This is a genomic window from Salinicola aestuarinus (assembly GCF_003206645.1).
In the GTDB taxonomy this organism is placed as follows: Bacteria; Pseudomonadota; Gammaproteobacteria; order Pseudomonadales; family Halomonadaceae; genus Salinicola; species Salinicola aestuarinus.
The window spans coordinates 846,303-871,678 of the sequence record NZ_PZJP01000005.1 but is presented as its reverse complement, the minus strand read 5'-3'; the positions used below and the strand labels follow the sequence as shown (position 1 = coordinate 871,678).

Genomic DNA, 25,376 nt, shown 5'->3' with positions numbered 1-25,376 from the left:
TCTACCCAGATGCACGACGAAGTCATCGATGAAAGCCCCGAACCGCAGACCCAGCCCGCGATGCCGACGCTCGAGGGCAGCGCCGCCGAGAGCGCGTTGATCGTGGTCGACGTCCAGCCGGACTTCATGCCGGGCGGCGCGCTTGCCTGCACCGAGGGCGACGCCATCCTGCCGGGTATCGAGTGGCTGCTGGGCCAGCATGCCTTCGGCCACGTGGTCGCCACGCAGGACTGGCATCCGACCCGGCACGTCTCCTTCGCCTCCAGCCATCCGCCGCATCAGCCGTTCGAGGCGATCGAGCACTTCGGCCACAGCCAGACGCTGTGGCCGGATCACTGCCTTCAGAAAAGCGAAGGCGCCGCGCTGCACCCCGCCATCGACTGGTCTGCCTGCGACGTGATCATCCGCAAGGGCACCCACCCGCGGATCGACTCCTACAGCGCCTTTCGCAACAACGTCGGCCCCGATGGCCAGCGCCCCGCCACCGGGCTCGCCGGCTGGCTGCGGGATCGCGGCGTCACCGATGTCTACCTCTGCGGCCTGGCCCGTGACGTCTGCGTGCTATGGACGGCAGAAGACGCCGTCGCCGCCGGTTTTCGCACCCATTTTCTATGGCCGTTGACGCGTCCGGTCACCTTCGAGACCGATGACGACACCCGACAGCGTCTGGAATCTCTCGGCGTCGTCATCGTCGACGAGTGAGTCTGGCCCGACGCGCCGCCTCGATCCTTTCAGTCCGCTGTTTTCACCCAGACCAAGGAGCGTTACATGAGCGATCACGTCTACAAGCAGATCGAGATCACCGGCTCATCGCCGACGAGCATCGAGGAGGCGGTTCAGAACGCCATCACCAAGGCGAGCGAATCGCTCCACGGCATGCGCTGGTTCGAGGTCACCGAGACCCGCGGTCACCTGGAAGGCAACCGCATCGGCCACTGGCAGGTCACCGTCAAGGTCGGCATCACCCTCGAATGACCCCGTCGCCGCGCCGCCTGCCGGGCGCGGCGTCCCATGTTCCGATGTCATTTTCGTCGTGGTGTCATTCACGCCACGGGGTGTTTATCCTACGCCCTGACAGCGGCGCCTCGGTGCGCCGCGTGCGACCACGCCCACTTTCGTTTCTCTTCCTATACGGTTTGGCATGAAAATCATCATTCTTGGCGCCGGCCAGGTCGGCGGCACGCTGGCCGAGCATCTGGCACACGAAGAGAACGACATCACTGTCGTCGACATCGACGAAGAGCGCCTGCGCGAGCTGCAGAATCGGCTCGACATCCGCACCGTGATCGGCACCGCCTCGTACCCGAATATTCTGCGCCAGGCGGGCGGCGAGGATGCCGACATGCTGATCGCCGTGACCAGCTCGGACGAAATCAACATGGTCGCCTGCCAGGTCGCGCATACGCTCTTTCGCACGCCGACCAAGATCGGTCGCGTGCGCTCGACCGCCTACCTGACCCGCAAGAGCCTCTTCTCCAACGACGCCATGCCGGTGGACGTGCTGATCAGTCCCGAGCAGGTGGTCACCGACCACATTCGCCGGCTGATCGAGTACCCCGGCGCCCTGCAGGTGCTGGACTTCGCCGGCGGGCTCGCCCAGCTGGTGGCGGTCAAGGCCTACTACGGCGGTCCACTGGTGGGGCAGGAGCTGGGCTTCCTGCGTCGCCACATGCCCGACGTCGATACCCGAGTGGCGGCGATCTATCGCCGTGACCGGCCGATCATCCCTACCGGCGATACGGTCATCGAAGCGGACGACGAGGTCTTCTTCATCGCCGCGCGCCGCGACATTCGTACCGTCATGGGTGAGCTGCGCAAGGTCGACCGCAACTTCCGCCGCGTGCTGATCGCCGGCGGCGGCAACATCGGCGAGCGCCTGGCCGAGACGCTCGAGCACAAGCATCAGGTCAAGATCATCGAGCACGATCTCACCCGCTGCGGGGCGCTGTCGGAGAAACTCGACCGCACCGTGGTGCTGCACGGCAGCGCCACCAGCAAGCGGCTGATGCTCGAGGAGAACATCGAGGACTGCGACATCTACTGCGCGCTGACCAACGACGACGAGGTCAACATCATGTCGTCGATGCTGGCCAAGCGTCTCGGCGCCAAGAAGGTGCTCACGCTGATCAACAACGCAGCCTACGTGGACCTGGTCCAGGGCGGCGAGATCGACATCGCCATCTCGCCGCAGCAGGCGACCATCGGCAGCCTGCTGACTCACGTGCGCCGCGGCGACATCGTCAACGTCCACTCGCTGCGGCGCGGTGCTGCCGAGGCGATCGAGGCGATCGCCCACGGCGACAAGCGCTCGTCGAAGCTGATCGGGCGCGCCATCGGAGAGGTGGAGCTGCCGAGCGGTACCAGCATCGGTGCCATTGTGCGCGGTAAGGAGGTACTTATCGCCCACGACAATGTGATGATCGAAAGCGGCGACCACCTGATTCTGTTCGTCGTCGACAAGCGCCGGATTCGTGATGTCGAACGGCTGTTCCAGGTCGGTCTGACGTTCTTCTGATGCCGTTGTCGCCCCCTGACGCCTCGCTCCCCCCCGTCACATTCGCCCATGCCGACACGTTGACCCGGCGTGTCGCACCGCCTCGACCGACAGGAAGCCCGGCGCCGTGAACCTTTTCGTCATTCTTCGCATCGTCGGGCTGTTGCTGATGCTGTTCAGCCTGACCATGGTGCCGCCGATGGTGATTGCGCGGATCTACCACGACGGCAACTGGTACGCGTTCGCCAGCGGCATGGCGATCTCGGTGCTGACCGGGGCGATGCTCTACTGGCCCAACCGCCGTGCCCGACGCGAGCTGCGCACCCGCGACGGCTTCATCATCACGGTCCTGTTCTGGGGCGTGCTGGGGCTTTTCGGGACGATTCCCTTCATGGTCTCGGCGGCGCCGTCGATGTCGTTCACCGACGCCGTCTTCGAGTCGTTCTCCGGACTCACGACCACCGGGGCGACGGTACTCAGCGGCATCGAACACCTCCCCGCCTCGATTCGCTTCTACCGCCAGCAGCTGCAGTGGTTGGGCGGCATGGGGATCGTGGTCCTGGCGGTGGCGATTCTGCCCACACTGGGCATCGGTGGCATGCAGCTCTATCGCACCGAGATCCCGGGACCGCTCAAGGACTCCAAGCTCACCCCGAGAATCACCGAGACCGCCAAGGCGCTGTGGTACATCTACCTGATCCTGACCATCGTCTGCGCGCTGGCGTACTGGCTCGCCGGCATGAACGCCTTCGACGCCATCGGCCACAGCTTCGCGACGGTTGCCGTCGGCGGGTTCTCGACCTACGATGCCAGCATCTCGCACTTTGATAGCGCCACCATCGAACTGATCTGCGTGTTCTTCATGATCGTGTCGTCGGTGAGCTTCGGGCTGCACTTTGCGGTATGGCGCGAGAAGCGCCTGCTGCAGTACATCCGTGACCCGGAATTCCGCTTTTTCGCCGTCTTTCTCATGCTGCTGGTCGTGGTCACCGTGACCACCCTGTTCGTCACCGGCACCTACCACGACGCCACCGGCTTTCGCCATGGCCTGTTCGAGTCGGTGTCGGTGGCAACGACCTCCGGATTCAGCGTTGCCGATTTCACGCTCTGGCCCGGCGTGCTGCCGATCCTGCTGTTCATGGCCGCATTCGTCGGCGCCTGCTCCGGCTCCGCGGGGGGCGGCATGAAGGTCATTCGTATCCTGTTGATCGTCAAACAGGGGATCCGCGAAATTCACCGTCTGATCCATCCCAACGCCATCTTTGCGGTCAAGGTGGGCAAGATGCGCATCTCCGAGGGGGTTGCCGAGGCCGTGTGGGGCTTCTTCTCGGTCTATCTCATGCTCTTCGTGCTGATGCTGCTGGGGCTGCTCGCCACTGGGCTCGATCAGGTGACGGCGTGGTCGGCCGTGGGATCCGCGCTCAACAATCTGGGCCCTGGCCTCGGGGCGGTCTCCACCGATTACGGCAGCATCCCGGATACCGCCAAGTGGATACTGGTCGTGGCGATGATGCTGGGGCGACTGGAAATCTTCACGGTACTGGTACTGTTCACGCCGGCGTTCTGGCGACGCTGAAGCGGGTCGAAAGGCGTCGCCCCAACGGTGGCGTGCGACAGGCGTGGCGGTGCTAGAATGCGCGGCTTCGCCGGTTTTTCCCGGGTATCCGCGGTCGCGCCTGCGCACCCCACGTCTCGGCCTACAAGAGAGCTCCATGTCCGCCAGTTCCGCTCGTCGTTCCGCCCTGCCCCGGCTGGGGCTGATTCCGCAGATTCTCATCGGCATCATCCTCGGTGCGGCGCTGGCGATGAAAGCCCCGGGTATCGCGCAGTCGTTCGCCATCCTTGGCGACCTCTTCATCAACGCGCTCAAGGCGATCGCGCCGATTCTGGTCTTCGTGCTGGTGATGGCGGCCATCGCGGCGCATCAGCGGGGGCGGCCGACGCAGGTCCATGGCGTCCTCGGCCTCTATCTGGTCGGCACGCTGGTGGCCGCGCTGGTGGCCGTGGTCGCCAGCTTCGCCTTTCCGACCACGCTGTCGATCGACGCGCCGCCGGCCGACGGCACGCCGCCGTCGGACATCATCGAGGTGCTGCGCAATCTCGCGCTCAGTGCGGTCGACAATCCGGTCAATGCGCTGGTGGAGGCGAACTTCATCGGCATTCTCGCCTGGGCCGTGGGTCTCGGGCTGCTGCTGCGCAAGGCCAGCGACACCACCCGCAACGCCCTTGGCGATCTCTCCGATGCGGTGTCGGGGCTGGTGCGTTTTATCATCCGTTTCGCGCCGCTGGGTATCTTCGGACTCGTCGCCAACACGCTGGCCGATACCGGCCTGGGGGAACTCGCCAACTATGCGCACCTGCTCGGCGTACTGCTGGGCTGCATGGCGTTCGTGGCGCTGGTGACCAACCCGCTGATCGTGTTCGCCTACACCCGCAGGAACCCCTATCCGCTGGTCTTCACCTGCCTGCGCGACAGCGCCATCACGGCCTTCTTCACCCGCAGCAGCGCGGCCAACATTCCGGTCAACATGGCGCTGTGCCAGCGTCTGAAGCTGCACCATGACACCTACTCGGTGTCGATTCCGCTGGGCGCGACAATCAACATGTCCGGCGCTGCGATCACCATTACCGTGATGACGCTGGCCGCGACCCACACGCTCGGCCTTGGCGTCGACTTCCTGACGGCGTTTCTGCTCTGCGTGGTGTCGGCCCTGGCGGCCTGCGGTGTCTCCGGCGTCGCCGGCGGTTCGCTGCTGCTCATTCCGATGGCGGCGAGCCTGTTCGGCATCTCCGCCGACGTCGCCATGCAGATCGTCGCCATCGGCTTCGTCATCAGCGTGCTGCAGGATTCCACCGAGACTGCGCTCAACTCCTCCACCGACGTGCTCTTCACCGCGGCCGCCTGCCGCTCCCCCGGTGCCAGGCGGCGCCTGGGCGACGAGGCTGACACCGCGTCCCCGGACCGGACCACCGGTCACGTCAGCCAGGCCGCAAGCGATTAGTCCGGGCGGCGGCGCTGCCAGCGGCGGTAGAGCATGGCCGCGTAGAGCCCCCCGTTGAGCGCCACCACGATGACGCCGAGCCACCACTGAATGGCCGGCGTCAGTCCCGTCGGGTAGAGAATCGGCAGCAGATAGTGGGCGATGAAACTCTCGCCGATGCCCGCCTCGCCACCCCACTGACGCAGCCGGTTCTCCAGCGGCGTCAGCGGGCAGAGCCAGGCATTGAGCTCGACCAGCGTCCCCCACACACAGGCCGGCAGATGGCAGAGCGCCAGCCACGGTCGCTGCCAAACCGCCAGGGCGCCGAGCAGCACCCACAGAATGAACCCCAGATGCAGGATCAGCACCGCATCCGCCATGACGCGATACCCCATCGATTCCTCCCGAGTCGCTTGCGCCTCGATCGCTGCGGTCGATTTGTTCCCCGCCAGCGCTTTGGCGATAATCCGCTCACCTTCGTCTCGACGCCATCCGCGTCGTCGGCTCCTCTGACAGCGAGACACCATGACCGACCCCACTCAGGGCCCGCGCGAGACCGCCGATCTCGCCGCCCACCGCCTGACCCTGCTGGGCACCGCCCACGTTTCCGAAGCAAGTGCCAACGAGGTGACGGCGATGATTCGCTCCGGCGAGTTCGACGCCGTCGCCATCGAGCTCTGCGCTTCCCGCCACCAGAGCCTGGTGCAGCCCAACGCCATGGCCAAGATGGATCTCTTTCAGGTGCTCAAGCAGGGCAAGGCGGGCATGGTCGCCGCGAGTCTGGCGCTGGGCGCCTTTCAACAGCGCGTCGCCGAGCAGTCCGGGGTCGAGCCCGGTGCCGAGATGCGCGCCGCGGTGAAAGGTGCCGAGCGCGCCGGCGTGCCGCTCTACCTGATCGACCGCGAGATCGGCGTCACTCTCAAGCGAATCTATCAGAACGTGCCCTGGTACAAGCGCGCGGGGTTGATCTCGGGGCTGCTCGGCAGCGTGCTGTCCCGTCAGAAGGTCTCCAGCGAGGAGATCGAGAAGCTCAAGGAGGGCGACGTGCTCGAGTCGACCTTCGCGGAATTCGCCGAGCAATCGCAGTCGCTGTATGAGCCGCTGATCGCCGAGCGCGACCGCTACATGGCGCTCAAGCTGGTGGAAACACTGCCCGACGGCGGCGCCCAGCGGGTGCTGGTCGTGGTCGGCGCCGGCCACCTCAAGGGCATGACCGGTCATCTGCGCGAACTGGAGGCGGCGCCGATCTCCCCGGACAGCGCGCGTCAGGCGCGCGAGACGCTGGAAACCACGAAACCCCGCTCGCGCGGCTGGAAAGCGCTGCCCTGGGTCATCGTGGCGCTGGTGCTGACCGGCTTCGCTATCGGCTTCAGCCGCGACGCTGGCTTCGGCTGGTCGCTGGTGGCCGAGTGGGTACTGATCAACGGCACGCTCTCGGCGCTGGGCGCGGCGGTTGCCCTCGCTCACCCACTCACGGTGCTGGCCGCCTTCGTCGCCGCCCCGCTCACCTCGCTCAACCCGACCATCGGGGTCGGCTTCGTCACGGCCGGCGCCGAGCTCTACCTGCGTCGGCCGACGGTGGGCGACTTCTCCAAACTGCGCAGCGACGTCGGTCACTGGCGCGGCTGGTGGCGCAACCGCGTCGCCCGCACCCTGCTGGTCTTCCTGCTCTCGACGCTGGGCTCCGCGGTCGCCACCTGGGTCGCCGGGCTGCGCATCGCCGGGCAGCTATTCGGCTAGATTCCCCCCCCAAGTGAGGACTGACGCCGGTCTCTGCTTTCTCGAGAGGCTCGTCATCCTCATCAGGCGCCCCGCCCAACGTGTTGGCCACGCAGGGCGCTTGCCAGCGGTGCAAAAAAATAGCGTTCGCAATCGATCGCGCCCCTTGAAAGCCGCGCCGAAGCCACTATTTAACAGAGCGTCGAGGCGGCGCGCTCGCGCCGACGACGTGTCGAATGCGTCATTTCCTCGACGGCGAACGCCGCCAAGCGGGTTCGCTGACGGTGACCCGAGATGGGCTCGGGCCCGCTATGACTTCGCTGAGTTTCAGGAGGTTGTACATGAACACGATGTCTCTTTCTCCACTCTTCCGTCGCTCCATCGGCTTCGATCGCCTCAACGATCTCTTCGAGAACGCCGTGCAGAACGACGTGCCGAGCTACCCGCCCTACAACGTCGAAAAACATGGCGAGAACGACTATCGCATCGCCGTTGCCGCCGCGGGCTTCAGCGAGGAGGAGCTCGACGTCAACGTCGACAAGCGCGTGCTGAGCATTAGCGCTGCTCGCCGCGAGCGAGAGCAGGACGATGCCATCCAGTATCTGCATCAGGGCATCGCCCAGCGCGGTTTCAAGCTATCGTTCCGTCTCGATGAGAACATCGAGATTCAGGGAGCCCGCATGGAGAACGGCCTGCTGATCGTCGATCTACTGCGCGTGGTGCCCGAAGAGCAGCGTCCGCGCCAGATTCCGATCAGCACGGGTCAGAGGCAGATGACCGATGTCTCGTCAGCGCCCGTCGCCGAGACAGCCACCGCCTGACACGGTGACATCGCCGCGATAACGACGGCATTGGCCTCTGCATGACAACGCCCCGGTGGAGTGATCCACCGGGGCGTTGTCATTGGGGTCAGCACACCGTGTCCGAGCGCGCTCGGACACGGTGTCTTCAGCTCGCCGGTCTGGCCGGAGTCGAGACTTTCTCGGGCAGCACGCCCTGCTCTCGCGCCATGGCGTAGGCGGCCTTCGGCCCCAGCCAGAGCGTGGGGACCAGGACAATCGCCACGGGGACCGCGGGAATGACCACGAACTGCTGCAGCACGCTGACCTGCCCCGCGCCCATATAGAGCAGGATCGCCGCCATTGCCGCGAAGGTGATACCCCAGAACGCGCGCAGCAGCGAACCGGGACTGTCGTTACCGGCGCAGACGACGGCGACGGCGTAGCTCATCGAGTCACCGGTCGTGGCGACGAAGATGGTGGTCAGCACCAGAATCGCCAGCGCCATCCAGACACCGCCAGGGAGCGCCTGGGCCACCGTGAGCGTGGCGATATCGAACTGGAAGTTCTTGAGCGGCTCAGTGAGTTCGATCACGCCATTGAGCTCGTAGAAGATGCCCGAGCCGCCGAGGAGCGTGAACCACACCGTGGTGACGACCGGTGCCAGGATCGCGGTGGCGACGATCATCTCGCGCACCGTGCGGCCCCGCGAGATCCGCGTGACGAAGATCGCCATCGGCGGCGCGAAGCCGACGAACCAGGCGAAGAAGAACACCGTCCACCACTTCATCCAGTCCGGCGAGGCAGTGACCGTGGTCATTGCCGAGAGCGCGAAGAAATTGTCGAGATAGCTGCCAAAGCCCTGGAACCAGCTATCGACCAGAAACTGCGTCGGACCGAAGACCAGAATGACCGCGCCGATGGCGATCGCCAGCCCCACGTTGAAACGACTGAGTATCTGGATGCCCTTGTCGATCCCGGTCACCGCGGAGGTGACATAGATGGCGCCGAGCCCCATCAGGATCATCAGCTGAATATTGTAGCCCCGCGGGAAACCGAACAGGTCGTGCAGACCGAAGCTCACCTGCGTTGCCAGAAAGCCGAGCGGTCCGACCGTGCCTGCGGTGACGGCAACCGCGCAGATCGCATCGACCACCCCGCCGAGCGGCCCGCGGACGAGGCGGTCGCCGAGCAGCGGCGCCAGCAGCGTGCGCGGCTGCAGTGGCATCCCGCGATGATAGTGCTGATAGGACAGAATGGTTGCCGGGAGCGTGCCGAGGATCGCCCAGCCGGTGAAGCCCCAGTGGAAGAACGCCTGCGCCAGCGCGTTGGGAATCGCCTCGGCGGTACCGGGCTCGGTGTCGAATGCCGGTGGCGTCACCACGAAGTGGTAGATCGGCTCACCCGCGGCGAAGAAGACACCGCCGCCCGCCAGCAGCGTGCAGAGAATGATCGAGACCCAGCGAAAGGTGCTCATGTCCGGTCGGTCGAGAGAACCGATCCTTGCCCGGCCTGCCGGTGAAAAGGCAACCCCGAGGGCAATGAAGAACGTCAACAGCATGAGAAGCTGAAAAAGCGAGCCAAACGTCTTGGCGGACCAACTGAAGGCCACATCGATGATACCGGCGACGGTCTCTGGCGCTATCGCCGAGCCGGCCAGAAACAGCAGTATGAAGCCGAATGTCAGAATGAGAACGACAGGATCGCCAAACCGGCCACCTGTATTCGATGGCGCGTTGGTGTCGGGGGTCATAGACAGGGGTTCGTTAGGCATGAAGCGCGACACACTACCGTGAGGTAGGCGCGCCGGCAAATATAACTGAAGAAAAATTGGGTTCAGGAACGAGCGTGAGCGCTGTCGGAATGACACGCCGACTCGAAGTGAGCGATTTTCCAATAGCGTTTCAGTCGTTTGCGCATCGGCTTGGGCGGCTCGGCGAAAAGCCGCCGCCCCAGTGGCCAGGCCTCGGCCTGACAGGCGTCACGGCGACGCTGAATCAAGCGCTCGAGCGCGGCCAGGCGCTCGGGATTGACCCGCGAGAACGCCTCGTGGTCCAGTCGGGCCGCCAGCACCGCGAGATCGTGATCCTCGCCCAGGCAGTCGGAGAGACGATGGGCCTCGGCCTCTCGTGCCTTCAAGGGCGCCGACCAGAGTGCGGTCAGCAGCGCGCAGTGATAGCGGTGATACTTCACTCGCTTTCGCAAGGCATGAAGGGCCTCGGTGGTGGGTGAGACCCTCGCCGTTGCCAGCGCCTCCCGCCCTCTTGCATAGGTCGCTTCCCACCCCACGACGGCGTCGAAGCCCGGGGTCGAGAGTTGCCATTCGTTGAGCGCTTCCTTCGCCTGGGACAACCCCGCGATTAGCGTCTCGCGCGCCGGCATGTCGGCGAGCGAACGCTCGCGCCAGTCGCTCAAGCGCTGACGGATGGCCGTGAACTGGCGCTTGTCGATCTCGGGCTTGTAGTGCGCGAGCAGGCCCTCGAACGTCTCGATCAGCACCTGATCGTCACGCTGGCCGGCGACACGGCGGGCCAGGTCTCGATACCGCAGGTTCTCCTCGGTATAGCGTTCACCCAGCGCCGGCCGGACTAGGCGCACCAGGGCTCGGAGCTTCTTGCAGCGTCGACGCAATTCGTGAACCGCCTCGACGGGGGGCTCGCGCTCAAGCGCCTGGGCCGCCCGCTCGAGCTGCTCGAGCGCGATTCGTTGAATGCCGGACTGAACGCGCTCCTGGGGCTTCAGGCGATAGGGCATGCAATCCTCCCCTGAGGGTGAGAGTGACTAGGCGATGGCCGCTCGGCGATGACCCCGCCGCGTCCGATTCCGGGCAGCGAGACGCCCTGGCGCCGGCCACCGGGGACCCGGCAAGGCGGAGGGGGCCAAAAGCGCCGCTCTTTACGTCGTCAATAAGTCTTATTCTAGTCGCGCCTGCGCGGGCCGGCGCGTCCGAGCCGTTGCCGCCGCAGGCATTTCCTCTGCGCCGCGGCGCGCCGAATAAATACCTTTCCACAGCAGTCAGTTAGCCGGAATGGCGACGGCTCGACCGGCTGACGACCTGGCAAATCGAAGGCCCACCATCGACGTAAAGTTGTCGCGAAAAGAGGCAATTGCCGGTTTTCGCGGCGCATCAGTGCACGATCTACGCCCAAAGGTTGATAGTCGCTCTCCGCTGCTTCGGCTTAGCCTCAAATGGCCCCATTGGAGGAGATCGGCAATATGAAGAGTTCGAGTTTCATCACTGAAGAGCTGCTCCGACGCTGTCGCAAGGAGCAGGCCAACCAATTTGAGCGCTCGCGTCACCGCTTTGACCCGGCGTCTCTGAATGACCGCAAGGAGCTCTCGCTGCTGGTGGAGCAGGCGATTCGCGAGGGCGAAACCTACACCTCCATCGCGCGAGGCCACACGCATCTCGGTCTGACGGAGAACGACCTGAATGATCTCATCGGCCCGGAGGATGTCGTGAGGCTGCGCATCGAACGCTTTCAACAGTGCTGATCCCTGGTCTGCAAGAAAAAACCCTCCTCCCGCGTCGGCGGCCCCGCCGCCGGCGTTATCGCTTCCCGGGCTGCCTCGGGTCTGACGTCGATCGCCCTGCCTGCGCGGCCTCGAGTCACTAACGCGCCCCCGACTCGGAATCGCGATCCGCACCGCACCGCACCGCACACCAGACTTTGCCGAGATCTGCTACCGGGTTTCCCACCATGGCAGTTGCGGTTTCCCGCTATCGCAGTTGCGGTTTCCCGCCATCCGGTTTGCGGTTTCCCGCCAGACATTGGTCGCACGACGGCTCGACTTTAGTAAGTGCGAAAACCGTTAGTCGGTTTACCACGCCCTGAATCACGGGTGGGTCCTTCCTCCGATAACCGAACGTATATCACCTGCGTGCCGTCATCTATTAGAGAGGCTGACTCGCGCTCACTAGAGTCAGAAGCCTAACGCGACCGTGGGCTGACAACGAGAGACCGAGGGTCGCGGCGCCTTTCTCAACCGGAGAACGTCATGGCTCAGAAAACACTCGAGTGGGGCAACACAAGCCCCGGCGGTTCATCCACCGGCGCCAGCGGCCGGCGTGACGACGCCGCCAGTGCCGGTTCCGCTCCATCGGCGATCACCTGGAAGGAGAAGATCGGCTTCGGCATGGGGGACGCCGGCTGCAACATGAGCTTCGCCGCCGTGGTCATGTATCTCTCCTATTTCTACACCGATATCTACGGCATCTCCCCGGCGATCGTCGGGGTCATCTTCCTCACCATGCGGATCGTCGACGCCGTCACCGATCCGCTGATGGGATTCGTGGCCGACCGTACCCGCACGCGCTGGGGCAAGTACCGCCCCTATCTGCTGATCATTCCAATACCGCTGGCGATCTCGATTTTTCTGCTGTTCACCACCCCTGACTGGGGTCAGAACGCCAAGATCGCCTACGCCTTCGCGACCTATTTTCTGATGTCGTTGCTCTACACCGCGGTGAGCATTCCCTACTGCTCGCTGGGGGGTGTGGTCACCTCGGATCACAAGGAGCGGGTATCGTTTCAGTCCTATCGCTTCTTCTTTGCCGGCGTGGCCTATCTGATTCTGACTGCCTCGCTGCTCCCGCTGGTGGAGCTGCTCGGCGGTGGCGACGAAGCGCGGGGGTTCCAGCTCACCATGGGGCTGATGAGCGTGATCGCGCTGGGCATGTTTGCCTTCTGCTTCGCCACCACCCGCGAGCGAGTCGTGCCCATCAACGAGACCCGCAAGCCGCTGCTGGATTCACTCAAGGCGCTGGCACGCAATGAGCGCTGGCTGATCATTCTCGGCATCACCTTTCTGCAGGCGCTACAGTTCTTTCTTCGTCAGGGCGCGGCGATCTATTTCGCCACCTACGTGCTGATGCTCGACGCCGGCGCCATTTCGTTCTTCATCACCGCAGCCATCGTCGGCAAGATGCTCGGCTCACTGGTCTCACCCTGGTTTACCAACCGCTTCAGCAAGCGGCGCGTCTACATGACGGCCTCCGGCATCATGGCGTTGGGCTCGATCCTGCTGTTCTTCGTGCCCCACGACTGGGCGCTGCTGGCGACGCTGTTCTTCGCCGTCATCAACTTCATCCACGGCATCGGCACGCCGATCTCCTGGTCACTGATGGCGGACGCCGAGGATTACGGTGAGTGGAAGACGCGCGAGCGCAACACCGCCCTTTCGTTCTCCGGCAACCTCTTCTTTCTCAAACTGGGGCTGGCGGTAGCCGGTGGACTCGTCGGCCTGCTGCTGTCGGTCGGCGGCTACGAGGCGGGCGTCGAGCAGCAGGCAGACAGCGCGATCCTCGCCATCTCGCTGATGCTGACACTGATCCCCGCCGGCATCATCGCGCTGCTGATGGCACTGATCGCCTGGTTCGGTCTCGACGACCGCCAGATGGATGACATACGCCGTGACCTCGACAGCCGACGCGCACAACAGGACCCGGCCGCCGACGGGCAACTCGCCTGAGCGCCAACGCACGAAAGACTCACCAACCGGGCGGCCTGCTGCGCCCCCGGTTGGCTTTTCGCTCTCCCGCGACCGCGAACGTAGCGATCTCCCCACACCCCAGGAGCCGGTTATGAAAGCCAGCGTCAAACTGCATCGTGACTACGTCATCAGCCAGATCGACCCGCGTCTCTACGGCGGTTTTCTCGAACACATGGGCCGCGCGATCTACGAGGGCATCTACGAGCCCGATCACGCCACCGCCGACGAGGATGGCTTCCGTCAGGACGTGCTGACGCTGGTCAAGGAGCTGGCGCCTCCCATGGTGCGCTACCCGGGCGGCAACTTCGTCTCTGCCTACAACTGGGAGGATGGCATTGGCCCGCGCGACCAGCGACCGGTGCGACTGGATCTGGCGTGGCACAGCCGGGAGTCGAACCAGATCGGCATCCACGAATTCGCCGACTGGGCGGCCAAGGCCGGCACCGAGATGATGCTTGCGGTCAATCTCGGCTCACGCGGGATCGACGCCGCGCGCAATTTTCTCGAGTACGTCAATCATCCGGGGGGGAGCGCCTGGAGCGATCTGCGTATCGCCAACGGCCGCGCCGAGCCGTGGAACGTGAAACTCTGGTGTCTGGGCAACGAGATGGACGGCCCCTGGCAGATCGGCCAGAAGAGTGCGGCGGAGTACGGGCATCTCGCGCACGAGACTGGCAAGGCGATGAAGGCGTTCGACCGATCGATCGAGCTGGTGGCGTGCGGCTCCTCCAATCCCTACATGGAGAGCTACCCGAGCTGGGAAGCGAGCGTGCTCGACGAGTGCTACGAGACCGTCGACTACATCTCGCTGCACATGTACTTCACCAACTACAGCGATCAACTCGGCGACTATCTCGCGCTGAGCGAGCAGGTCGATCAGTACATCGTCTCCATCGGCGGCGTGATCGACTATATCAAGGCCAAGAAGCGCTCCCGGAAGTCGGTCTATATCTGCTTCGACGAGTGGAACGTTTGGTATCACAGCAAGGAGCGGGACCGTCAGGTGCTGGAGGGCGACGACTGGCCCTTCGCCCCGCCGATCCTCGAGGACGTCTACAACCTGGAAGACGCCCTGCTGATCGGCTGCGTGCTCAACACCTTCATTCGCCGCTCCGATCGGGTCAAGATCGCCTGCATGGCGCAGCTAGTGAACGTGATCGCACCGATCATGACCGAAAAAGGAGGCGCTGCCTGGAAGCAGAGCATCTTCTATCCGCTCTACTTTGCCTCCCGCTACGGCCAGGGCAATGCGCTGAGGCTCGCCGTCGACAGCCCCACCTACGAGGCAACGGACGTCGGCCGCGTCTCCTATCTCGACATCAGCGCGGTCCACGACGAATCCGGCGGCTGGTTGACGCTGTTCATCGTCAACCGCCATCCCGACGAGGCCCTCGCCCTCGACACCGAGCTACTCGGCTTCGAGAGCCTGGCGCTGGTCGAGCACCAGTGTCTGCGTGGCGACGATCTCAAGGCGGTGAATGATGCCGGCCACCCCGAGCGCATCCAGCCGGTCCCGGGCAGCGGCCTTGCGGTCGATGCGCACACGTTGCGGGGCGAGGTGCCCCCGCTGAGCTATCACTGCCTGCGGCTACGCGCGTCCTGAGGACGCGCACCCGTCGCGCTCAATCCATGCAGTGGTTCTGTAACTCGCGGGCGTCGGTGTCGAGCACCACCCGCTCGTCGACCTTGCTGAAATAGAACGGCGCGGGAGCGGCACCGTCGGTAACGTAGGTGCCGCAGAACCCGTAGCCCTTCTGGACCGACTCCATGGTTTCGATACCCACGCCGGTGTCGGTACCCAGCGAGGCAGCGATCTTATCGGCGATATCGTCGTCGAGGTGACTCTCGGAGAAGGCCTGAAAGCCGAAAATGGCGGCGAAGGCGACGACGATGGCGACGACGGGGACGTAAACGTTGTGCATACAGGCTGCTCGGGCGACATGAAGTTAGCATGATACCGGAATGCGCACGGGCCACGCATTCTCCCTCGGGCAGGGGCCTCTGCGCTCGCCCCACCGTCACGCTGTCGCGGGACAAGGCGCTTGCCGCAATATTGTAATGTAATAACATTGCGCATATAGTGCGCTTCAGCCCGCTCACTATCCACTCAGGAGGCACTATGCGCAGTGGTATCCATCCCGATTACCGTCAGGTCATCTTCTACGACAGCAGCGTCGACGCCTACTTCAAGATCGGCTCGACCATGACATCGAACGAAACCATCGAGTGGGAAGACGGCAATACCTATCCGCTCGTCAATCTGGATATCTCCTCGGCCTCTCACCCCTTCTACACCGGCAAGCAGCGCGAGGTCGGCAGCGAGGGTCGCGCCGCGCAGTTCCAGCGTCGCTTCGGCAGTGTCTCTACCCGCCGCAAGTAACTCGAGGGCGCCATGCCGCACTTGGCACGCCGGGCGCTGCGATATCGGCACGGTGGCGGGGTCAGGCCCCGCCATCGTGCATGCGCCGGCACAACAGCGAGTAGATCCGCTCCCCAGCGAGCTCTCGGGTCTGCCGATCAACCCGCTCGGTGAGCCCGGCGAAGGTACCTGCCGTCTGCCCGTCGTCGTTGCCGACCCAGCCCATCGACCAGCTCTCGAATACGCGGCGTGGCACGATATCGTAGGCCAGTATCGACACATGGTCATGGCGCTCGTCCATCTGAATGCGCTCGAAGGTCGCCTCGAGGGCGTCCTGCCGCCCTTCCAATACCTGGGCGAAATAGCCATGGTTGAACATCAGCGCCCCGGTCACCCCCGACTCGGCATTCCTGCGTCTCGAGGTGGCGAGAATATCTTCCACTTCGGGAAGCAGCAGGCGCATCTCCACTCCCAGCGTCGCGTGGCTCAAATAGACGAGCTTGCGTAGTCGCTCGGGCATTCATTCCTCCCTCACCGCAGTCGTTGATCGGTCTATGGCTATCAGCAACCGCTTATCCTGCCAACGGTAATATCGCCCCCCATCACCTTTGCGTCAGCGACGGGGGAGCGCGGGCGTTACCCGGCGCCTACCGTCTTCGCGACGCCGGCGCAGTAGGCCGCGATCGCGCCCGGCGGCATCGGCGGCGCGAAGAAATGCCCCTGCGCCCGGACGCAGCCACTTTGGGTCAGAATCTGATGCTGCTGCTCGGTCTCGACCCCGCCGGCAATCGTCGTCATGTCCAGCTCGTTGGCCAGTACCAGAATGGCGCTGACCAGGGTCCGGGACCGCTCGTCCGGCGCGCCGCCAACGAATGACTGATCGATCTTCAAACGCGAGAAGGGGAAATTCCGCAGATAGCCGAGCGAGGAGTAGCCCGTGCCGAAGTCATCCATCGCGATGCACACACCCATCTCGCGCAGCGTCCAGAGCTGTTCGAGAATCTCGCGCGTCTTGTCGATCAGCGCCTCCTCGGTGATCTCGAGCTCGAGACGCCCCGGGTCCAGGCCGCTCTCTTCCAGCGCCGAGGCCACGGCCGTGACCAGCCGTCCGCCCTCGAACTGCAGCGGCGAGACGTTGACCGCGACGCTGTAGGGCGCATCCCACCCCGCCGCTTCCCGGCAGGCAGTCCGAATCGCCCACTCGCCGATCGCATGAATCTCGCCGATCTCCTCGGCGAGGCCAATGAACTGCGCCGGCAGGACGACCCCGTGATCCTCGGAGACCCAGCGGATCAGGGCTTCAAAGCCGGAGATCGAGCCATCCGAGAGACTGATCTGAGGCTGATAGACGAGCTGGAACTCCTCGAGTGCCAGTGCCCGCCGCAGCCTCACCTCCATGTCGCGGCGCGCCTGCGCCGCCGACTCGAGATGGGGTTCGAAGAAACAGTACTGGTTCCGACCGCCGGTCTTGGCCGCGTAGAGCGCCAGATCCGCATGCATCAGCAGCCGCGAGGTATCGCCCTCTTCCGGATCGAAGCACGCGATCCCCACGCTGGCGGAGATATCGATCTGGTGGCCACCGATCAGAAAGGTGCGGGCCAGCCGCGAAACGATGGCCTGCGCCATCCGCTCGGTCTGCCGGGGGTAGTCGTCATCGCGGTAGACCACGATCATCTCGTCGCCGCCCAGGCGCAGCACCGCGCCGTCCCCATCGAGAGTGCGCTCGAGACGGCCCGCCACATGGACGAGAAGATCGTCGCCGATGGGATGTCCCAGCGTGTCGTTGACCTGCTTGAATCGATCGAGATCGATCATCAGCACGACGCGCTCCGCCTCGGGGTCCGCCTCGGCCTGCCACTGCGCCAGAATCTGTTTCAGGGCGTTGCGGTTACCGAGCCCGGTCAACGGATCGCTGACCGCCTTGTCGATGCAGGGCGATTCCAGAAAGGGCATCAGCGTGACAAGGCGCCCCACGGGTTGCAGAGAGCCCAGGCTGAGCGCCAACGGGCCACCGGAGTGCTCGATTCGAAGCACCCCGGCGCCATCGCTGGCGAGCCCGGCGGCCAGACGATGGTCATCGGGCGAGAAAAGCGCATCGAGCCGCAAGGCACCACCTGCCTCGACCGCCTCCGGGGGGAGTAAGTCGATAAACGCGGGGGTCGCATCGACAATGGTTCCCTGGGCGTCGACCAGCGCAATGGCCAGTGAGCCCGATCGCACCGCCTGCTCGAGGAGGCCGCCGGCCGCCGATGTCGCGCCGTCGGTGCTGGTGTCAGGCGTCAAATGATCCGTCATAGTCATCCCCAATCCCTATCTCCCCCGAGCGAGTCCGGTGTCAGACTTATCTCCGGCGTCGAGATCAGCTATCGGCCGCGAGGCGATAATCTCCAAAGTTTTCTTCAGATATCTTATCGACACCTGACCCATCCCATCCGTTCACCGCCAGCCGGGGAGACACCGATGACGCAGGCCCGGCCCTCGCGGGTCGAACACGGAAGTCAGGAATCAGCGTCCGGCGTTGGCGACGTAACGCACCGGAATCTCGCGGCACTCGGGCTCTGCCAGCCGGCAGTTGATGGCAATCAGCGGGTCGGGGTCGCCAGACAGCGTGCGGTAGTGGGTGACGCCGCCACAGTCAGCGCAGCGCACGAACTCGATGACGCGCTCGTTTCGCTGCCAGCGTTCGACGCCTGGCTCGCCAATGCGAACCGTGACGGCGTCAGGAAGATAATAGGCCCACAGCGCCATGTAGCGCCGACAGATACTGCAGTCGCAGAGCGTGACGCTGTCGGGCCGGGGCGCCTCGATGATCACGTTGCCGCCGTCGCAGCGACACTGCAGCGTCTCACCGGTCACGCGGCTTGCCATCTCGTTCGTCGCCGTCGCCTCATTTGTCTCTCGTGTCAGTCACGACGTTACCTCAGTCACAACGTCGCCTCACTCTCCGCTATTGATGACCGCCTGCAGCGTATCGACGGGTGAGGTGATCAGATTTTCCAGTGATTCGGTGATCGCCTGCCAGACAACCACGCTGACATCCACGCGGCTGCCGTCGATCGTGGTATCGATGGGAATATCGAGATCGATCTCGCCAGACTCGCCCTGCAGCAGCGCCACGAAGTTCTTGAGGGGCAGCGAGGTTTCCCCGGGCGCGACCTCTTCACCGAGATCCAGCCGGTGCAGGACGATATGGTTGCGCGCGCTCAGACGCTCACCCTTGAGCCGGTAGTCGAGGTCCAGATCGGCGATGCCGTGGTCGATGCGATAGCCGGCAAGCTGGCGGAAATAAGGTGCAAACTGCTGCAGCGTCAGCCGCTGGCTGGTCAATCGCAGATGGGCATCGAGAGCCTCGCCGAAGCCGACATTGCCTTCCAGCATCACCGGTGTCCGGTCGCTCTCGGCGCCCTGAAAGTGAAAGCGCGCGGGATTGGCACTGCGCGTGTCGAAGCCCTCGATCTCCCCGGCGATACTCGAGACATCGAGCGCGACGACAGGATCCATGCGGTGATCCTCGAACTCGAACACGCCCTGTTCGACGGTGACCTGCTGCAGCGCCAGCGCTATCTCGGCGGCGTCGCTCGCGGCCGATGCCTCGCCCGCACTCGTCTGAGAGGCGTCGTTGCCCGACTCTTTGCCGCCACTGAACGGCGCGGTCAGATTGAACTCGCCCTGGGCACTGACCTGGGCCATCAGGTCCGGCGCGCTCAAGGTGGTGGCATCGATGATCAGGTGATCGCCCAGCTGCCAGTCCAGTCCCTCGAAATCTCCGCGGTCGAGGGTCAGCAGGGTCGTCCCCGCCTCGTTCTGCAGCGCCAAGCCGGTAAGTCCCACACCGCCCTGGTACGCCAGCGCTCCCGCCTCGCCGAAGCGCACACGCCCCTCGCCGCTGACACTGCCGCGCCGAATGCGCAGCGCCGCGACGGGGTCGAGCCAGGGCTGAACGGTGGCGAGCGCGACCTTGTCGGCCTGAAGGTCGAGGTCACCGGTGAACGGCGCAATACCGAACTGCCCCTTCAACGTGAACGACCCCTCGCCAAACTCCCCGCTCATTTCACCCTGCATGGGGCTGTCGCTGCCGCGGGCATAGTCTTTTAGAGCGAGGTCGATACCGAATGCCGAGACCGAAGCCTCGGAGGCGCCACGCCGGTCGGTCCAGTCGATGCGCCCGTCATTGGCCGAGAGGCGCTCGATCGTGAGCGACGACGCGCCCTCCTGCGAACTCGTCGAATCATTGGGCGCCGAGCCATCGTCGCTTGCCCCCAGACGCGTGACGTTGAGAGCACCATCGTCTGGCGACACCAGACGCAGCCGCGGCGAATCCAGCGACACCTGCGACAGATGCACGCCGCTCTGCCAGAGCGTCGACCACTCGAACGTCGCCTCACCGTGGCCCACCAAAATCATTGGCGAGTGGACTTCACCGATGCGCAGGTGGGTGAAATCCGCCGTGCGGGTGAACGGATTGAAGCTCAGGTGGCTCACGCGCACCGGTTGGCCCAGGGTCTGGGTGAAGTGATTCTGCGCCCACTGCCGCAGCGCCCAGGGGCCGGCGAAATAGAGCGCCAGCACCAGCGCGGCGATGACCGTCAGCGTCGTGAGCACTTGGCGGCGGGCAGACGTAGACATGACACACTCCCTGGCATCAATGGGGCGAGCCGGCGGCAGGCAACAGCGCCGACAACAGTGCTGCGAGAATAGCACGCAAGGCTCATCGGGCACGCCGGGAGAGCCGGGGCACCGAAGCATATCCGTGTCTTTGGGGGCGCTGCAGGATCGTTCAAGACCGGGCCTCTTCAGCGGCGCTACGCTGCTCACCCGATCCATCAAGACAGGCTGCCGACACCCACCATGGAAATCCTGCTCTACGCCTTCACCGTGATGTACACCCCGGGGCCGGTGAACCTGCTGGGAATGAACGCCGGACTGCGCGCACCGCTCGCCAGAACCTGGGGCTTCTTCGCTGGCGTGGCGCTGGCGATCTTCTGCTGGTTCGTGGTGGTCGGGTTCGCCGGGCAGCTCTTCGTCGTCGAGCGGCTGATTCCCTATATCGCGCTGGCCGGCAGCCTCTATATCCTCTATCTGGCATTCAAGGTCTACCGCGCCACGCCGGAGATCGACGCCGCCGATGCCGCCAACGACGACGGCGCCGCCAGGGCGCTGGGTTTTCGCGACGGTTTCCTCATGCAGCTACTCAACCCCAAGAACTCGCTGCTGGTGGTTCCCATCACCACGGTGATGTTCCCCGGGCGCGGCTACACCGGCCTTGCGATCGTCGCCGTCTCCGCGCTGATTGCCGTGGGCGGCGGTGGCGCGCCGGCGACGTACTTCCTGGCAGGCAAGGCGCTTGGCAAACGCATCACGCAGCCGAGATACTTGCGCAATGCCAATCGGTCGATGGCACTGCTGCTGGTCGTGGTCGCCGGACTACTGCTCTACGACTACGGACTCCCTCTCTTGCAGGCAAGATGACATGACTTACACTTCCGACTGGTGTGTCGTCGCGCCCGCCACTCGCATCGACCGGCTCGAGGCGCGCTTTCATGGCCACGCCTACAGCCCGCATCGTCACGACACCTTTGCCATCGGGATTACGCTCTCGGGCGTCCAGAGCTTTCACTATCGACGCAGCCACCGCAGCAGCCTGCCGGGCACGGTGATCGTGATCCACCCGGACGAACTCCACGACGGCCACGCCGGCGGCAATGCCGGATTTCAGTACCGCATGCTCTACGTGTCGCCGGCGCTGATCCAGACCGCCCTCGACGGCCGGCCGCTGCCCTACGTGAGCGGCGGGCTGACCCAGAACGACGCGCTGCGCCGCGCGGTCTGCGGGCTGCTCTACTCGCTCGATGCGCCGCTCACCCCGCTCGAGGAGGAGAACGGCCTCATCGACCTCGCCGCCGCGCTGGACGCAAGCGGCGACGCCCGGCGGGCGCGCTCCCGCGTCACGCCCGACCGTCTGGCGGCGGAGCGAGTCAGGCACTATCTGGAACGCCACTATCGACACTGGGTCACGCTCGAGGATCTCGAACGCATCGCCGGCCAGCCACGCTGGACCCTGACACGAGACTTTCGCGCCCTCTATGGCACCAGTCCGTATCGCTATCTGACGCTGCGTCGACTGGATTTTGCCCGCCGTCTGATTACCGGCGGCAGCGGCCTGAGCGAGGCCGCGCTGACGGCAGGCTTCGCCGACCAGAGCCATCTGACCCGCGCCTTCAAGCAGGCCTTCGGCGTCACGCCCTCGCGATGGCGAACGCTACTGCGTCAGGGATAAAGCGCAAGGCGCATGATCGGAAGAACCGCGGCCGGAAGATGCGCTTGAGGCGTCACGGGGCACGGGGCACGAACCGACATCACGACTATCGACATCATGACTCGCGACACGCTGACCCAGCGCCGGCGACGAGAGCGACCGCCGCCGGCCAGGGCTCAGAGGAAGTCGTCGTCACCGAAGTCGTCGAGACCGCCGTCGGCGCCGGCGTCCAACCCCTGGTGCTCATCGGACTGAAAGTCGGTGTCCTGCGCGGCCATGTCCGCTTCCATGCCCGGCTCGCCGCCGCTGAACATATCCATCAGCATGTTGCCGAGCAGCACGCCGCCGGCCACCCCCGCCGCCGTCTGCAGCGCACCGCCGAGAAACCCGCCCCCGCGGCCGGCGCGAATCGCCTTGCCGAAACTGGAGTCGTCCGACGGCGCACGCCGCGTGCGTTGCGGCGTGCCGGCGCGGCTCTGATCGCCGCCGAAAAGCCCCGCCAGAAAGCCGCCGCTGGACTGGGATTGCGCGTTACGCTCCAGCTCTTCGACCCGGTCATTGAGACGCTTGAGCGCTTCTTCCTGAATGATGATCGTCTGCGCCATGTAGTACGGCGACTGCGGCTGCGCCGCGACGCGCTGCTGAATCTGCTCGCTGGCCTGCGGGTCGCGCTCGCCGGTCTCCCGCTCGGCCTGCGCCAGCCGGTCGAACAGCCCATCGATCAAGCGCTTCTCTTCGTCGTTCATCGCCATCGTCATCACCTCTCGAGTGAGTCCGCGCCGACGGTGCATCCGCCGGTTCCTGCTGAGACTCGCGACGGGAAGTTGCGTTCCCGCGGCGAGCCCGCACGTCATGGACGTCGATCATTGACGTGCTGAGCCAACGTCCTTAACGGGCAGACGTCAGACACATCGTTCCAAGACGGACTTCATGGCCAGAATGGATAGCCTCACTTCATAGCGTAGTCATCTCCCAGGCAGAGAGTCAGGGCGTCGTCTGTCGACGATCTACCTCATGGCGTGAGGACCCTGTCACCGGCCTCTCTACGCCTCGGCGTTGCTGCCGCCACACCGAGGCTTGCCGGCGCGCCCCTCACCGATACGCAGACCACCCGGGACCTCAACGAGAGCGATGTTGCACTGCCGAACCGTAGGGCGCCGGATAAGCCCCGTCCGCACGGCGGACCCCGTTCGAGACCCTGCGTTTTGGGCTAGGCTAATTTGACGGCGCAGCGCCTCAACGAGGAAGGACTCCGCGTTGAAGCGCTTACCCATTTTTCGGTCTCAGGGGGCACCCATGCGCGCGATTTCGAGCACCACATTTGCCGCCTTCGGCGCAGGGCTCGTGGCCATCAGCTACGGGCTTGCGCGATTCGCCTTCGGGCTTTTCGTTCCGCAGATTCGCAACGAACTCGCGCTCTCGCCCTATCTCATCGGGATCATCGGGGCGCTGCCGCTCATCAGCTTTCTGCTTGCCACCCTGGCCGCACCCACCGTCGCCAACCGCCTCGGCGCCCGCTACGCAGCGGTACTTTCAGGGGTGTTCGGCGTTGCCGGTCTGGCACTGATCAGCCAGGCCACCAGCGCCCTGATGCTGGGAACAGGCGTCTTCGCCTGCGGCATCTGTACCGGTCTGATGATGCCGGCGCTCACCACGGGCATGCAGGCGATGGTCAAACGCGCGCTGCACGCTCGCGTCAGCTCCGTCATGAACGCCGGCACCAGTATCGGGATCATGGTAGCCGTGCCCACGGTGCTGTTCATGGCCGATGCCTGGCGGCTGGCCTATCTCTCGTTCACCTTACTGGCGGTGGTCGGGGTGGCCGCCACCTGGGTGTTTCTGCCCTCCATCACGCCCTTCACGCCCGCCAACGCCGCGGCCCCGCCGCCCCTGCGCGAGCTACCCTGGTCGCGGCTGACACGGCTGACGCTGTTTGCCTTTCTGATGGGCTTCGTCTCTTCCGCCTACTGGATCTTCGCGCCGGATCTGGCGATTACCCTGGGCGGTCTCTCTCCCGAAATGACCGGGTGGCTCTGGTTCGCCGTGGGGCTCGCCGGCCTTGGCGGTGCCGCCGCCGCGGACCTGGCGGACCGCAACAACCCGCCTATCACCCAGGCGCTGATGCTGATGATGCTCGCCGCCAGTCTGGCGCTGCTGGCGGCCAGCCCCGCCCAGCCGCTGCTGGCGACATTCTCCGCACTGCTGTTCGGCCTTGCCTACATGAGCCTGACGGGGCTCTACCTGATGACCGGCATTCGGCTGTTGCCGGGACGTCTATCGGTGGGGCCGGTACTGCCCTTCATGGCAGTGTCGGTCGGCCAGGCCACCGGCTCCCCGGTGATGGGCGCCCTGATCGACGCCGTCGACTACGCCGATGCCTTCTCGATCATGGCCGCGCTCGGCATTCTGGTGGCGATTCTCTCGCCCTTCTATCCCGGCCATATTCGTCAGGAGGCAGATGACGAGGCCGACAACGAACCCGGCCTGCAAGCGGCCTACGACAGCCAGCTCCAGAACGAGGACGGCGAACCGCTGGAGGATATCGAGGAGACGACGGCGCAAGAGGCCCCCGCGCGTTAGGCGTTGCCCGAGAAGTGCCTTGGTAAGCGACGTTAAGCCATGGCCGCTCGGCAGTGCTCTGCCCGTGTGCCATGGCATCGACCCCCCAGCGGCTTCACCGGCACGCGGCGGGGGCGTATCCTGCCCCGCCCTCTCAACGCGCCGGGAGCCAGCGCCCATGAAGATCAACGTGGTCGGTACCAGCGGTACCGGCAAGACGACCGTCGCCTATCGTCTCGCCGAGGCGCTCGACCTCCCGGTGATTTCGATGGACCGGCTGCAGTTCCGACCGAACTGGCAGATCGCCCCCAATGACGAATTCTTCGCCGACCTGCGCGCGGCGCTTTCGGCCACGCCGGGCTGGATTCTCGACGGCAACTACCACCGCACCCGCGAGATCAAATGGCGCGACGTCGACATGATCGTGTGGGTCGATACCGGCTTCTGGCGCACGCTGCGTCAGGCACTGGGCCGCGCCATCCAGCGCATTCGCACCCGGGAAGAGCTCTGGCCCGGCACCGGCAACCGCGAGAGCGTGCGCCGTACCTTTTTCAGCCGCGAGTCCGTCCTCCTCTGGACGCTGAAGACATGGCGAAGCCACCGCCGCCGCTACGAGACGGTGATGCAGGACCCGCGCTACGCGCACATTCGGTTCGTGCGGTTGCGGACACGGCGGGGTGTTGACGTGTTGGTGAAGGAGGTCACTAGGCAGGACTAAAAATAACGATAACTAACT

At 64.9% G+C, this 25,376-nt stretch carries 24 protein-coding genes; 15 read left to right on the top strand and 9 right to left on the bottom strand.

The genetic code is table 11. The features are described from left to right. The first annotated feature begins 9 nt into the window (after positions 1-9). The 5 genes from DOM41_RS09360 to sstT all read left to right on the top strand — a co-directional run bounded on the left by DOM41_RS09360 (position 10) and on the right by sstT (position 5,496). Positions 10-702 (top strand): nicotinamidase, encoded by a 693-nt coding sequence (locus DOM41_RS09360; RefSeq protein WP_245391788.1) that lies wholly within the window; start codon positions 10-12, stop codon positions 700-702. A gap of 66 nt (positions 703-768) precedes the next feature. Beyond that, positions 769-975: a dodecin gene (locus DOM41_RS09355; protein ID WP_110686543.1), complete on the top strand. Its 207-nt coding sequence runs from the start codon at positions 769-771 to the stop codon at positions 973-975. 166 nt (positions 976-1,141) lie between these two features. Continuing rightward, positions 1,142-2,515: a Trk system potassium transporter TrkA gene (gene trkA / locus DOM41_RS09350; RefSeq protein ID WP_110686542.1), complete on the top strand. Its 1,374-nt coding sequence runs from the start codon at positions 1,142-1,144 to the stop codon at positions 2,513-2,515. 106 nt (positions 2,516-2,621) lie between these two features. Beyond that, positions 2,622-4,070 (top strand): TrkH family potassium uptake protein, encoded by a 1,449-nt coding sequence (locus DOM41_RS09345; RefSeq protein WP_110686541.1) that lies wholly within the window; start codon positions 2,622-2,624, stop codon positions 4,068-4,070. Between the two features lie 136 nt (positions 4,071-4,206). Further along, the gene (sstT, locus tag DOM41_RS09340; protein WP_110686540.1) at positions 4,207-5,496 is read left to right on the top strand and encodes a serine/threonine transporter SstT; all 1,290 of its coding nucleotides are present in this window, start codon (positions 4,207-4,209) and stop codon (positions 5,494-5,496) included. Here sstT and DOM41_RS09335 read toward each other — a convergent pair. After that, positions 5,493-5,870: a DUF2784 domain-containing protein gene (locus DOM41_RS09335; RefSeq protein WP_110686539.1), complete on the bottom strand. Its 378-nt coding sequence runs from the start codon at positions 5,868-5,870 to the stop codon at positions 5,493-5,495. The two genes, sstT and DOM41_RS09335, sit on opposite strands and share 4 nt — an antisense overlap. A gap of 130 nt (positions 5,871-6,000) precedes the next feature. Here DOM41_RS09335 and DOM41_RS09330 point away from each other — a divergent pair, with 130 nt between their 5' ends. Then, positions 6,001-7,215 (top strand): TraB/GumN family protein, encoded by a 1,215-nt coding sequence (locus tag DOM41_RS09330; protein WP_110686538.1) that lies wholly within the window; start codon positions 6,001-6,003, stop codon positions 7,213-7,215. A gap of 320 nt (positions 7,216-7,535) precedes the next feature. Beyond that, positions 7,536-8,015: an Hsp20 family protein gene (locus tag DOM41_RS09325; protein WP_110686537.1), complete on the top strand. Its 480-nt coding sequence runs from the start codon at positions 7,536-7,538 to the stop codon at positions 8,013-8,015. Between the two features lie 127 nt (positions 8,016-8,142). On the opposite strand, the gene DOM41_RS09320 is transcribed toward DOM41_RS09325, so the two are convergent. Together DOM41_RS09320 and DOM41_RS09315 are read right to left on the bottom strand one after the other, a co-directional pair. Further along, on the bottom strand, positions 8,143-9,726 hold the full coding sequence (locus DOM41_RS09320; RefSeq protein WP_110686536.1) for a BCCT family transporter: 1,584 nt from the start codon (positions 9,724-9,726) through the stop codon (positions 8,143-8,145). 83 nt (positions 9,727-9,809) lie between these two features. Next, entirely contained in the window at positions 9,810-10,727 is a 918-nt protein-coding gene (locus tag DOM41_RS09315; protein ID WP_110686535.1) for a CHAD domain-containing protein, read from the bottom strand. A gap of 462 nt (positions 10,728-11,189) precedes the next feature. Between DOM41_RS09315 and DOM41_RS09310 the strand changes: the two genes are divergently transcribed. The 3 genes from DOM41_RS09310 (at position 11,190) to arfA (ending at position 15,069) form a co-directional block, all read left to right on the top strand. Next, positions 11,190-11,468, top strand: coding sequence for a hypothetical protein (locus tag DOM41_RS09310; protein WP_110686534.1), 279 nt, complete (start codon positions 11,190-11,192; stop codon positions 11,466-11,468). A 504-nt stretch (positions 11,469-11,972) separates the two neighbouring features. Next, complete coding sequence (locus tag DOM41_RS09305) at positions 11,973-13,445, top strand: MFS transporter (protein WP_110686533.1); 1,473 nt, start codon at positions 11,973-11,975, stop codon at positions 13,443-13,445. 112 nt (positions 13,446-13,557) lie between these two features. Continuing rightward, positions 13,558-15,069 (top strand): arabinosylfuranosidase ArfA, encoded by a 1,512-nt coding sequence (arfA, locus tag DOM41_RS09300; protein ID WP_110686532.1) that lies wholly within the window; start codon positions 13,558-13,560, stop codon positions 15,067-15,069. 19 nt (positions 15,070-15,088) lie between these two features. Here arfA and DOM41_RS09295 read toward each other — a convergent pair whose 3' ends face one another. Next, positions 15,089-15,388 (bottom strand): hypothetical protein, encoded by a 300-nt coding sequence (locus DOM41_RS09295; protein ID WP_110686531.1) that lies wholly within the window; start codon positions 15,386-15,388, stop codon positions 15,089-15,091. A 197-nt stretch (positions 15,389-15,585) separates the two neighbouring features. Here DOM41_RS09295 and DOM41_RS09290 point away from each other — a divergent pair, with 197 nt between their 5' ends. Continuing rightward, positions 15,586-15,846 (top strand): type B 50S ribosomal protein L31, encoded by a 261-nt coding sequence (locus DOM41_RS09290; protein WP_110686530.1) that lies wholly within the window; start codon positions 15,586-15,588, stop codon positions 15,844-15,846. Between the two features lie 61 nt (positions 15,847-15,907). Here the strand turns inward: DOM41_RS09290 and DOM41_RS09285 are convergent, their stop codons facing one another. The 4 genes from DOM41_RS09285 to DOM41_RS09270 form a co-directional block, all read right to left on the bottom strand. Further along, complete coding sequence (locus DOM41_RS09285) at positions 15,908-16,345, bottom strand: BLUF domain-containing protein (protein ID WP_110686529.1); 438 nt, start codon at positions 16,343-16,345, stop codon at positions 15,908-15,910. Positions 16,346-16,461: 116 nt separating this feature from the next. Next, a complete protein-coding gene (locus DOM41_RS09280) occupies positions 16,462-18,126 on the bottom strand; it encodes a putative bifunctional diguanylate cyclase/phosphodiesterase (RefSeq protein WP_110686528.1) in 1,665 nt (554 codons plus the stop codon). Positions 18,127-18,330: 204 nt separating this feature from the next. Then, the gene (locus DOM41_RS09275) at positions 18,331-18,693 is read right to left on the bottom strand and encodes a GFA family protein (RefSeq protein WP_110686527.1); all 363 of its coding nucleotides are present in this window, start codon (positions 18,691-18,693) and stop codon (positions 18,331-18,333) included. A 69-nt stretch (positions 18,694-18,762) separates the two neighbouring features. Continuing rightward, positions 18,763-20,451 (bottom strand): DUF748 domain-containing protein, encoded by a 1,689-nt coding sequence (locus DOM41_RS09270; RefSeq protein ID WP_188112381.1) that lies wholly within the window; start codon positions 20,449-20,451, stop codon positions 18,763-18,765. A gap of 222 nt (positions 20,452-20,673) precedes the next feature. Here DOM41_RS09270 and DOM41_RS09265 point away from each other — a divergent pair, with 222 nt between their 5' ends. Both DOM41_RS09265 and DOM41_RS09260 read left to right on the top strand, forming a co-directional pair. Then, a complete protein-coding gene (locus DOM41_RS09265) occupies positions 20,674-21,294 on the top strand; it encodes a LysE family translocator (RefSeq protein WP_110686525.1) in 621 nt (206 codons plus the stop codon). A gap of 1 nt (position 21,295) precedes the next feature. After that, the gene (locus tag DOM41_RS09260) at positions 21,296-22,102 is read left to right on the top strand and encodes an AraC family transcriptional regulator (protein WP_110686524.1); all 807 of its coding nucleotides are present in this window, start codon (positions 21,296-21,298) and stop codon (positions 22,100-22,102) included. A gap of 155 nt (positions 22,103-22,257) precedes the next feature. On the opposite strand, the gene DOM41_RS09255 is transcribed toward DOM41_RS09260, so the two are convergent. Further along, entirely contained in the window at positions 22,258-22,872 is a 615-nt protein-coding gene (locus DOM41_RS09255) for a DUF2076 domain-containing protein (protein ID WP_157956901.1), read from the bottom strand. Between the two features lie 505 nt (positions 22,873-23,377). Here DOM41_RS09255 and DOM41_RS09250 point away from each other — a divergent pair. After that, complete coding sequence (locus DOM41_RS09250) at positions 23,378-24,661, top strand: MFS transporter (protein WP_110686522.1); 1,284 nt, start codon at positions 23,378-23,380, stop codon at positions 24,659-24,661. 157 nt (positions 24,662-24,818) lie between these two features. Further along, the gene (locus tag DOM41_RS09245; RefSeq protein WP_110686521.1) at positions 24,819-25,358 is read left to right on the top strand and encodes an AAA family ATPase; all 540 of its coding nucleotides are present in this window, start codon (positions 24,819-24,821) and stop codon (positions 25,356-25,358) included. Positions 25,359-25,376 lie beyond the last annotated feature (18 nt).

Bases quoted from the DNA above. Each gene is read 5' to 3' on its own strand.
- sstT (WP_110686540.1), top strand. From the start codon at position 4,207: ATGTCCGCCAGTTCCGCTCGTCGTTCCGCCCTGCCCCGGCTGGGGCTG.
- DOM41_RS09355 (WP_110686543.1), top strand. From the start codon at position 769: ATGAGCGATCACGTCTACAAGCAGATCGAGATCACCGGCTCATCGCCG.
- DOM41_RS09255 (WP_157956901.1), bottom strand. From the start codon at position 22,872: ATGCACCGTCGGCGCGGACTCACTCGAGAGGTGATGACGATGGCGATG.
- DOM41_RS09285 (WP_110686529.1), bottom strand. From the start codon at position 16,345: ATGCCCGAGCGACTACGCAAGCTCGTCTATTTGAGCCACGCGACGCTG.
- DOM41_RS09260 (WP_110686524.1), top strand. From the start codon at position 21,296: ATGACTTACACTTCCGACTGGTGTGTCGTCGCGCCCGCCACTCGCATC.
- DOM41_RS09250 (WP_110686522.1), top strand. From the start codon at position 23,378: ATGCGCGCGATTTCGAGCACCACATTTGCCGCCTTCGGCGCAGGGCTC.
- DOM41_RS09320 (WP_110686536.1), bottom strand. From the start codon at position 9,726: ATGACCCCCGACACCAACGCGCCATCGAATACAGGTGGCCGGTTTGGC.
- DOM41_RS09295 (WP_110686531.1), bottom strand. From the start codon at position 15,388: ATGCACAACGTTTACGTCCCCGTCGTCGCCATCGTCGTCGCCTTCGCC.
- DOM41_RS09280 (WP_110686528.1), bottom strand. From the start codon at position 18,126: ATGACTATGACGGATCATTTGACGCCTGACACCAGCACCGACGGCGCG.
- DOM41_RS09265 (WP_110686525.1), top strand. From the start codon at position 20,674: ATGGAAATCCTGCTCTACGCCTTCACCGTGATGTACACCCCGGGGCCG.
- DOM41_RS09270 (WP_188112381.1), bottom strand. From the start codon at position 20,451: ATGTCTACGTCTGCCCGCCGCCAAGTGCTCACGACGCTGACGGTCATC.
- DOM41_RS09275 (WP_110686527.1), bottom strand. From the start codon at position 18,693: ATGGCAAGCCGCGTGACCGGTGAGACGCTGCAGTGTCGCTGCGACGGC.
- arfA (WP_110686532.1), top strand. From the start codon at position 13,558: ATGAAAGCCAGCGTCAAACTGCATCGTGACTACGTCATCAGCCAGATC.
- DOM41_RS09360 (WP_245391788.1), top strand. From the start codon at position 10: ATGCACGACGAAGTCATCGATGAAAGCCCCGAACCGCAGACCCAGCCC.
- DOM41_RS09290 (WP_110686530.1), top strand. From the start codon at position 15,586: ATGCGCAGTGGTATCCATCCCGATTACCGTCAGGTCATCTTCTACGAC.
- DOM41_RS09315 (WP_110686535.1), bottom strand. From the start codon at position 10,727: ATGCCCTATCGCCTGAAGCCCCAGGAGCGCGTTCAGTCCGGCATTCAA.
- DOM41_RS09245 (WP_110686521.1), top strand. From the start codon at position 24,819: ATGAAGATCAACGTGGTCGGTACCAGCGGTACCGGCAAGACGACCGTC.
- DOM41_RS09310 (WP_110686534.1), top strand. From the start codon at position 11,190: ATGAAGAGTTCGAGTTTCATCACTGAAGAGCTGCTCCGACGCTGTCGC.
- DOM41_RS09305 (WP_110686533.1), top strand. From the start codon at position 11,973: ATGGCTCAGAAAACACTCGAGTGGGGCAACACAAGCCCCGGCGGTTCA.
- DOM41_RS09325 (WP_110686537.1), top strand. From the start codon at position 7,536: ATGAACACGATGTCTCTTTCTCCACTCTTCCGTCGCTCCATCGGCTTC.
- DOM41_RS09330 (WP_110686538.1), top strand. From the start codon at position 6,001: ATGACCGACCCCACTCAGGGCCCGCGCGAGACCGCCGATCTCGCCGCC.
- trkA (WP_110686542.1), top strand. From the start codon at position 1,142: ATGAAAATCATCATTCTTGGCGCCGGCCAGGTCGGCGGCACGCTGGCC.
- DOM41_RS09335 (WP_110686539.1), bottom strand. From the start codon at position 5,870: ATGGGGTATCGCGTCATGGCGGATGCGGTGCTGATCCTGCATCTGGGG.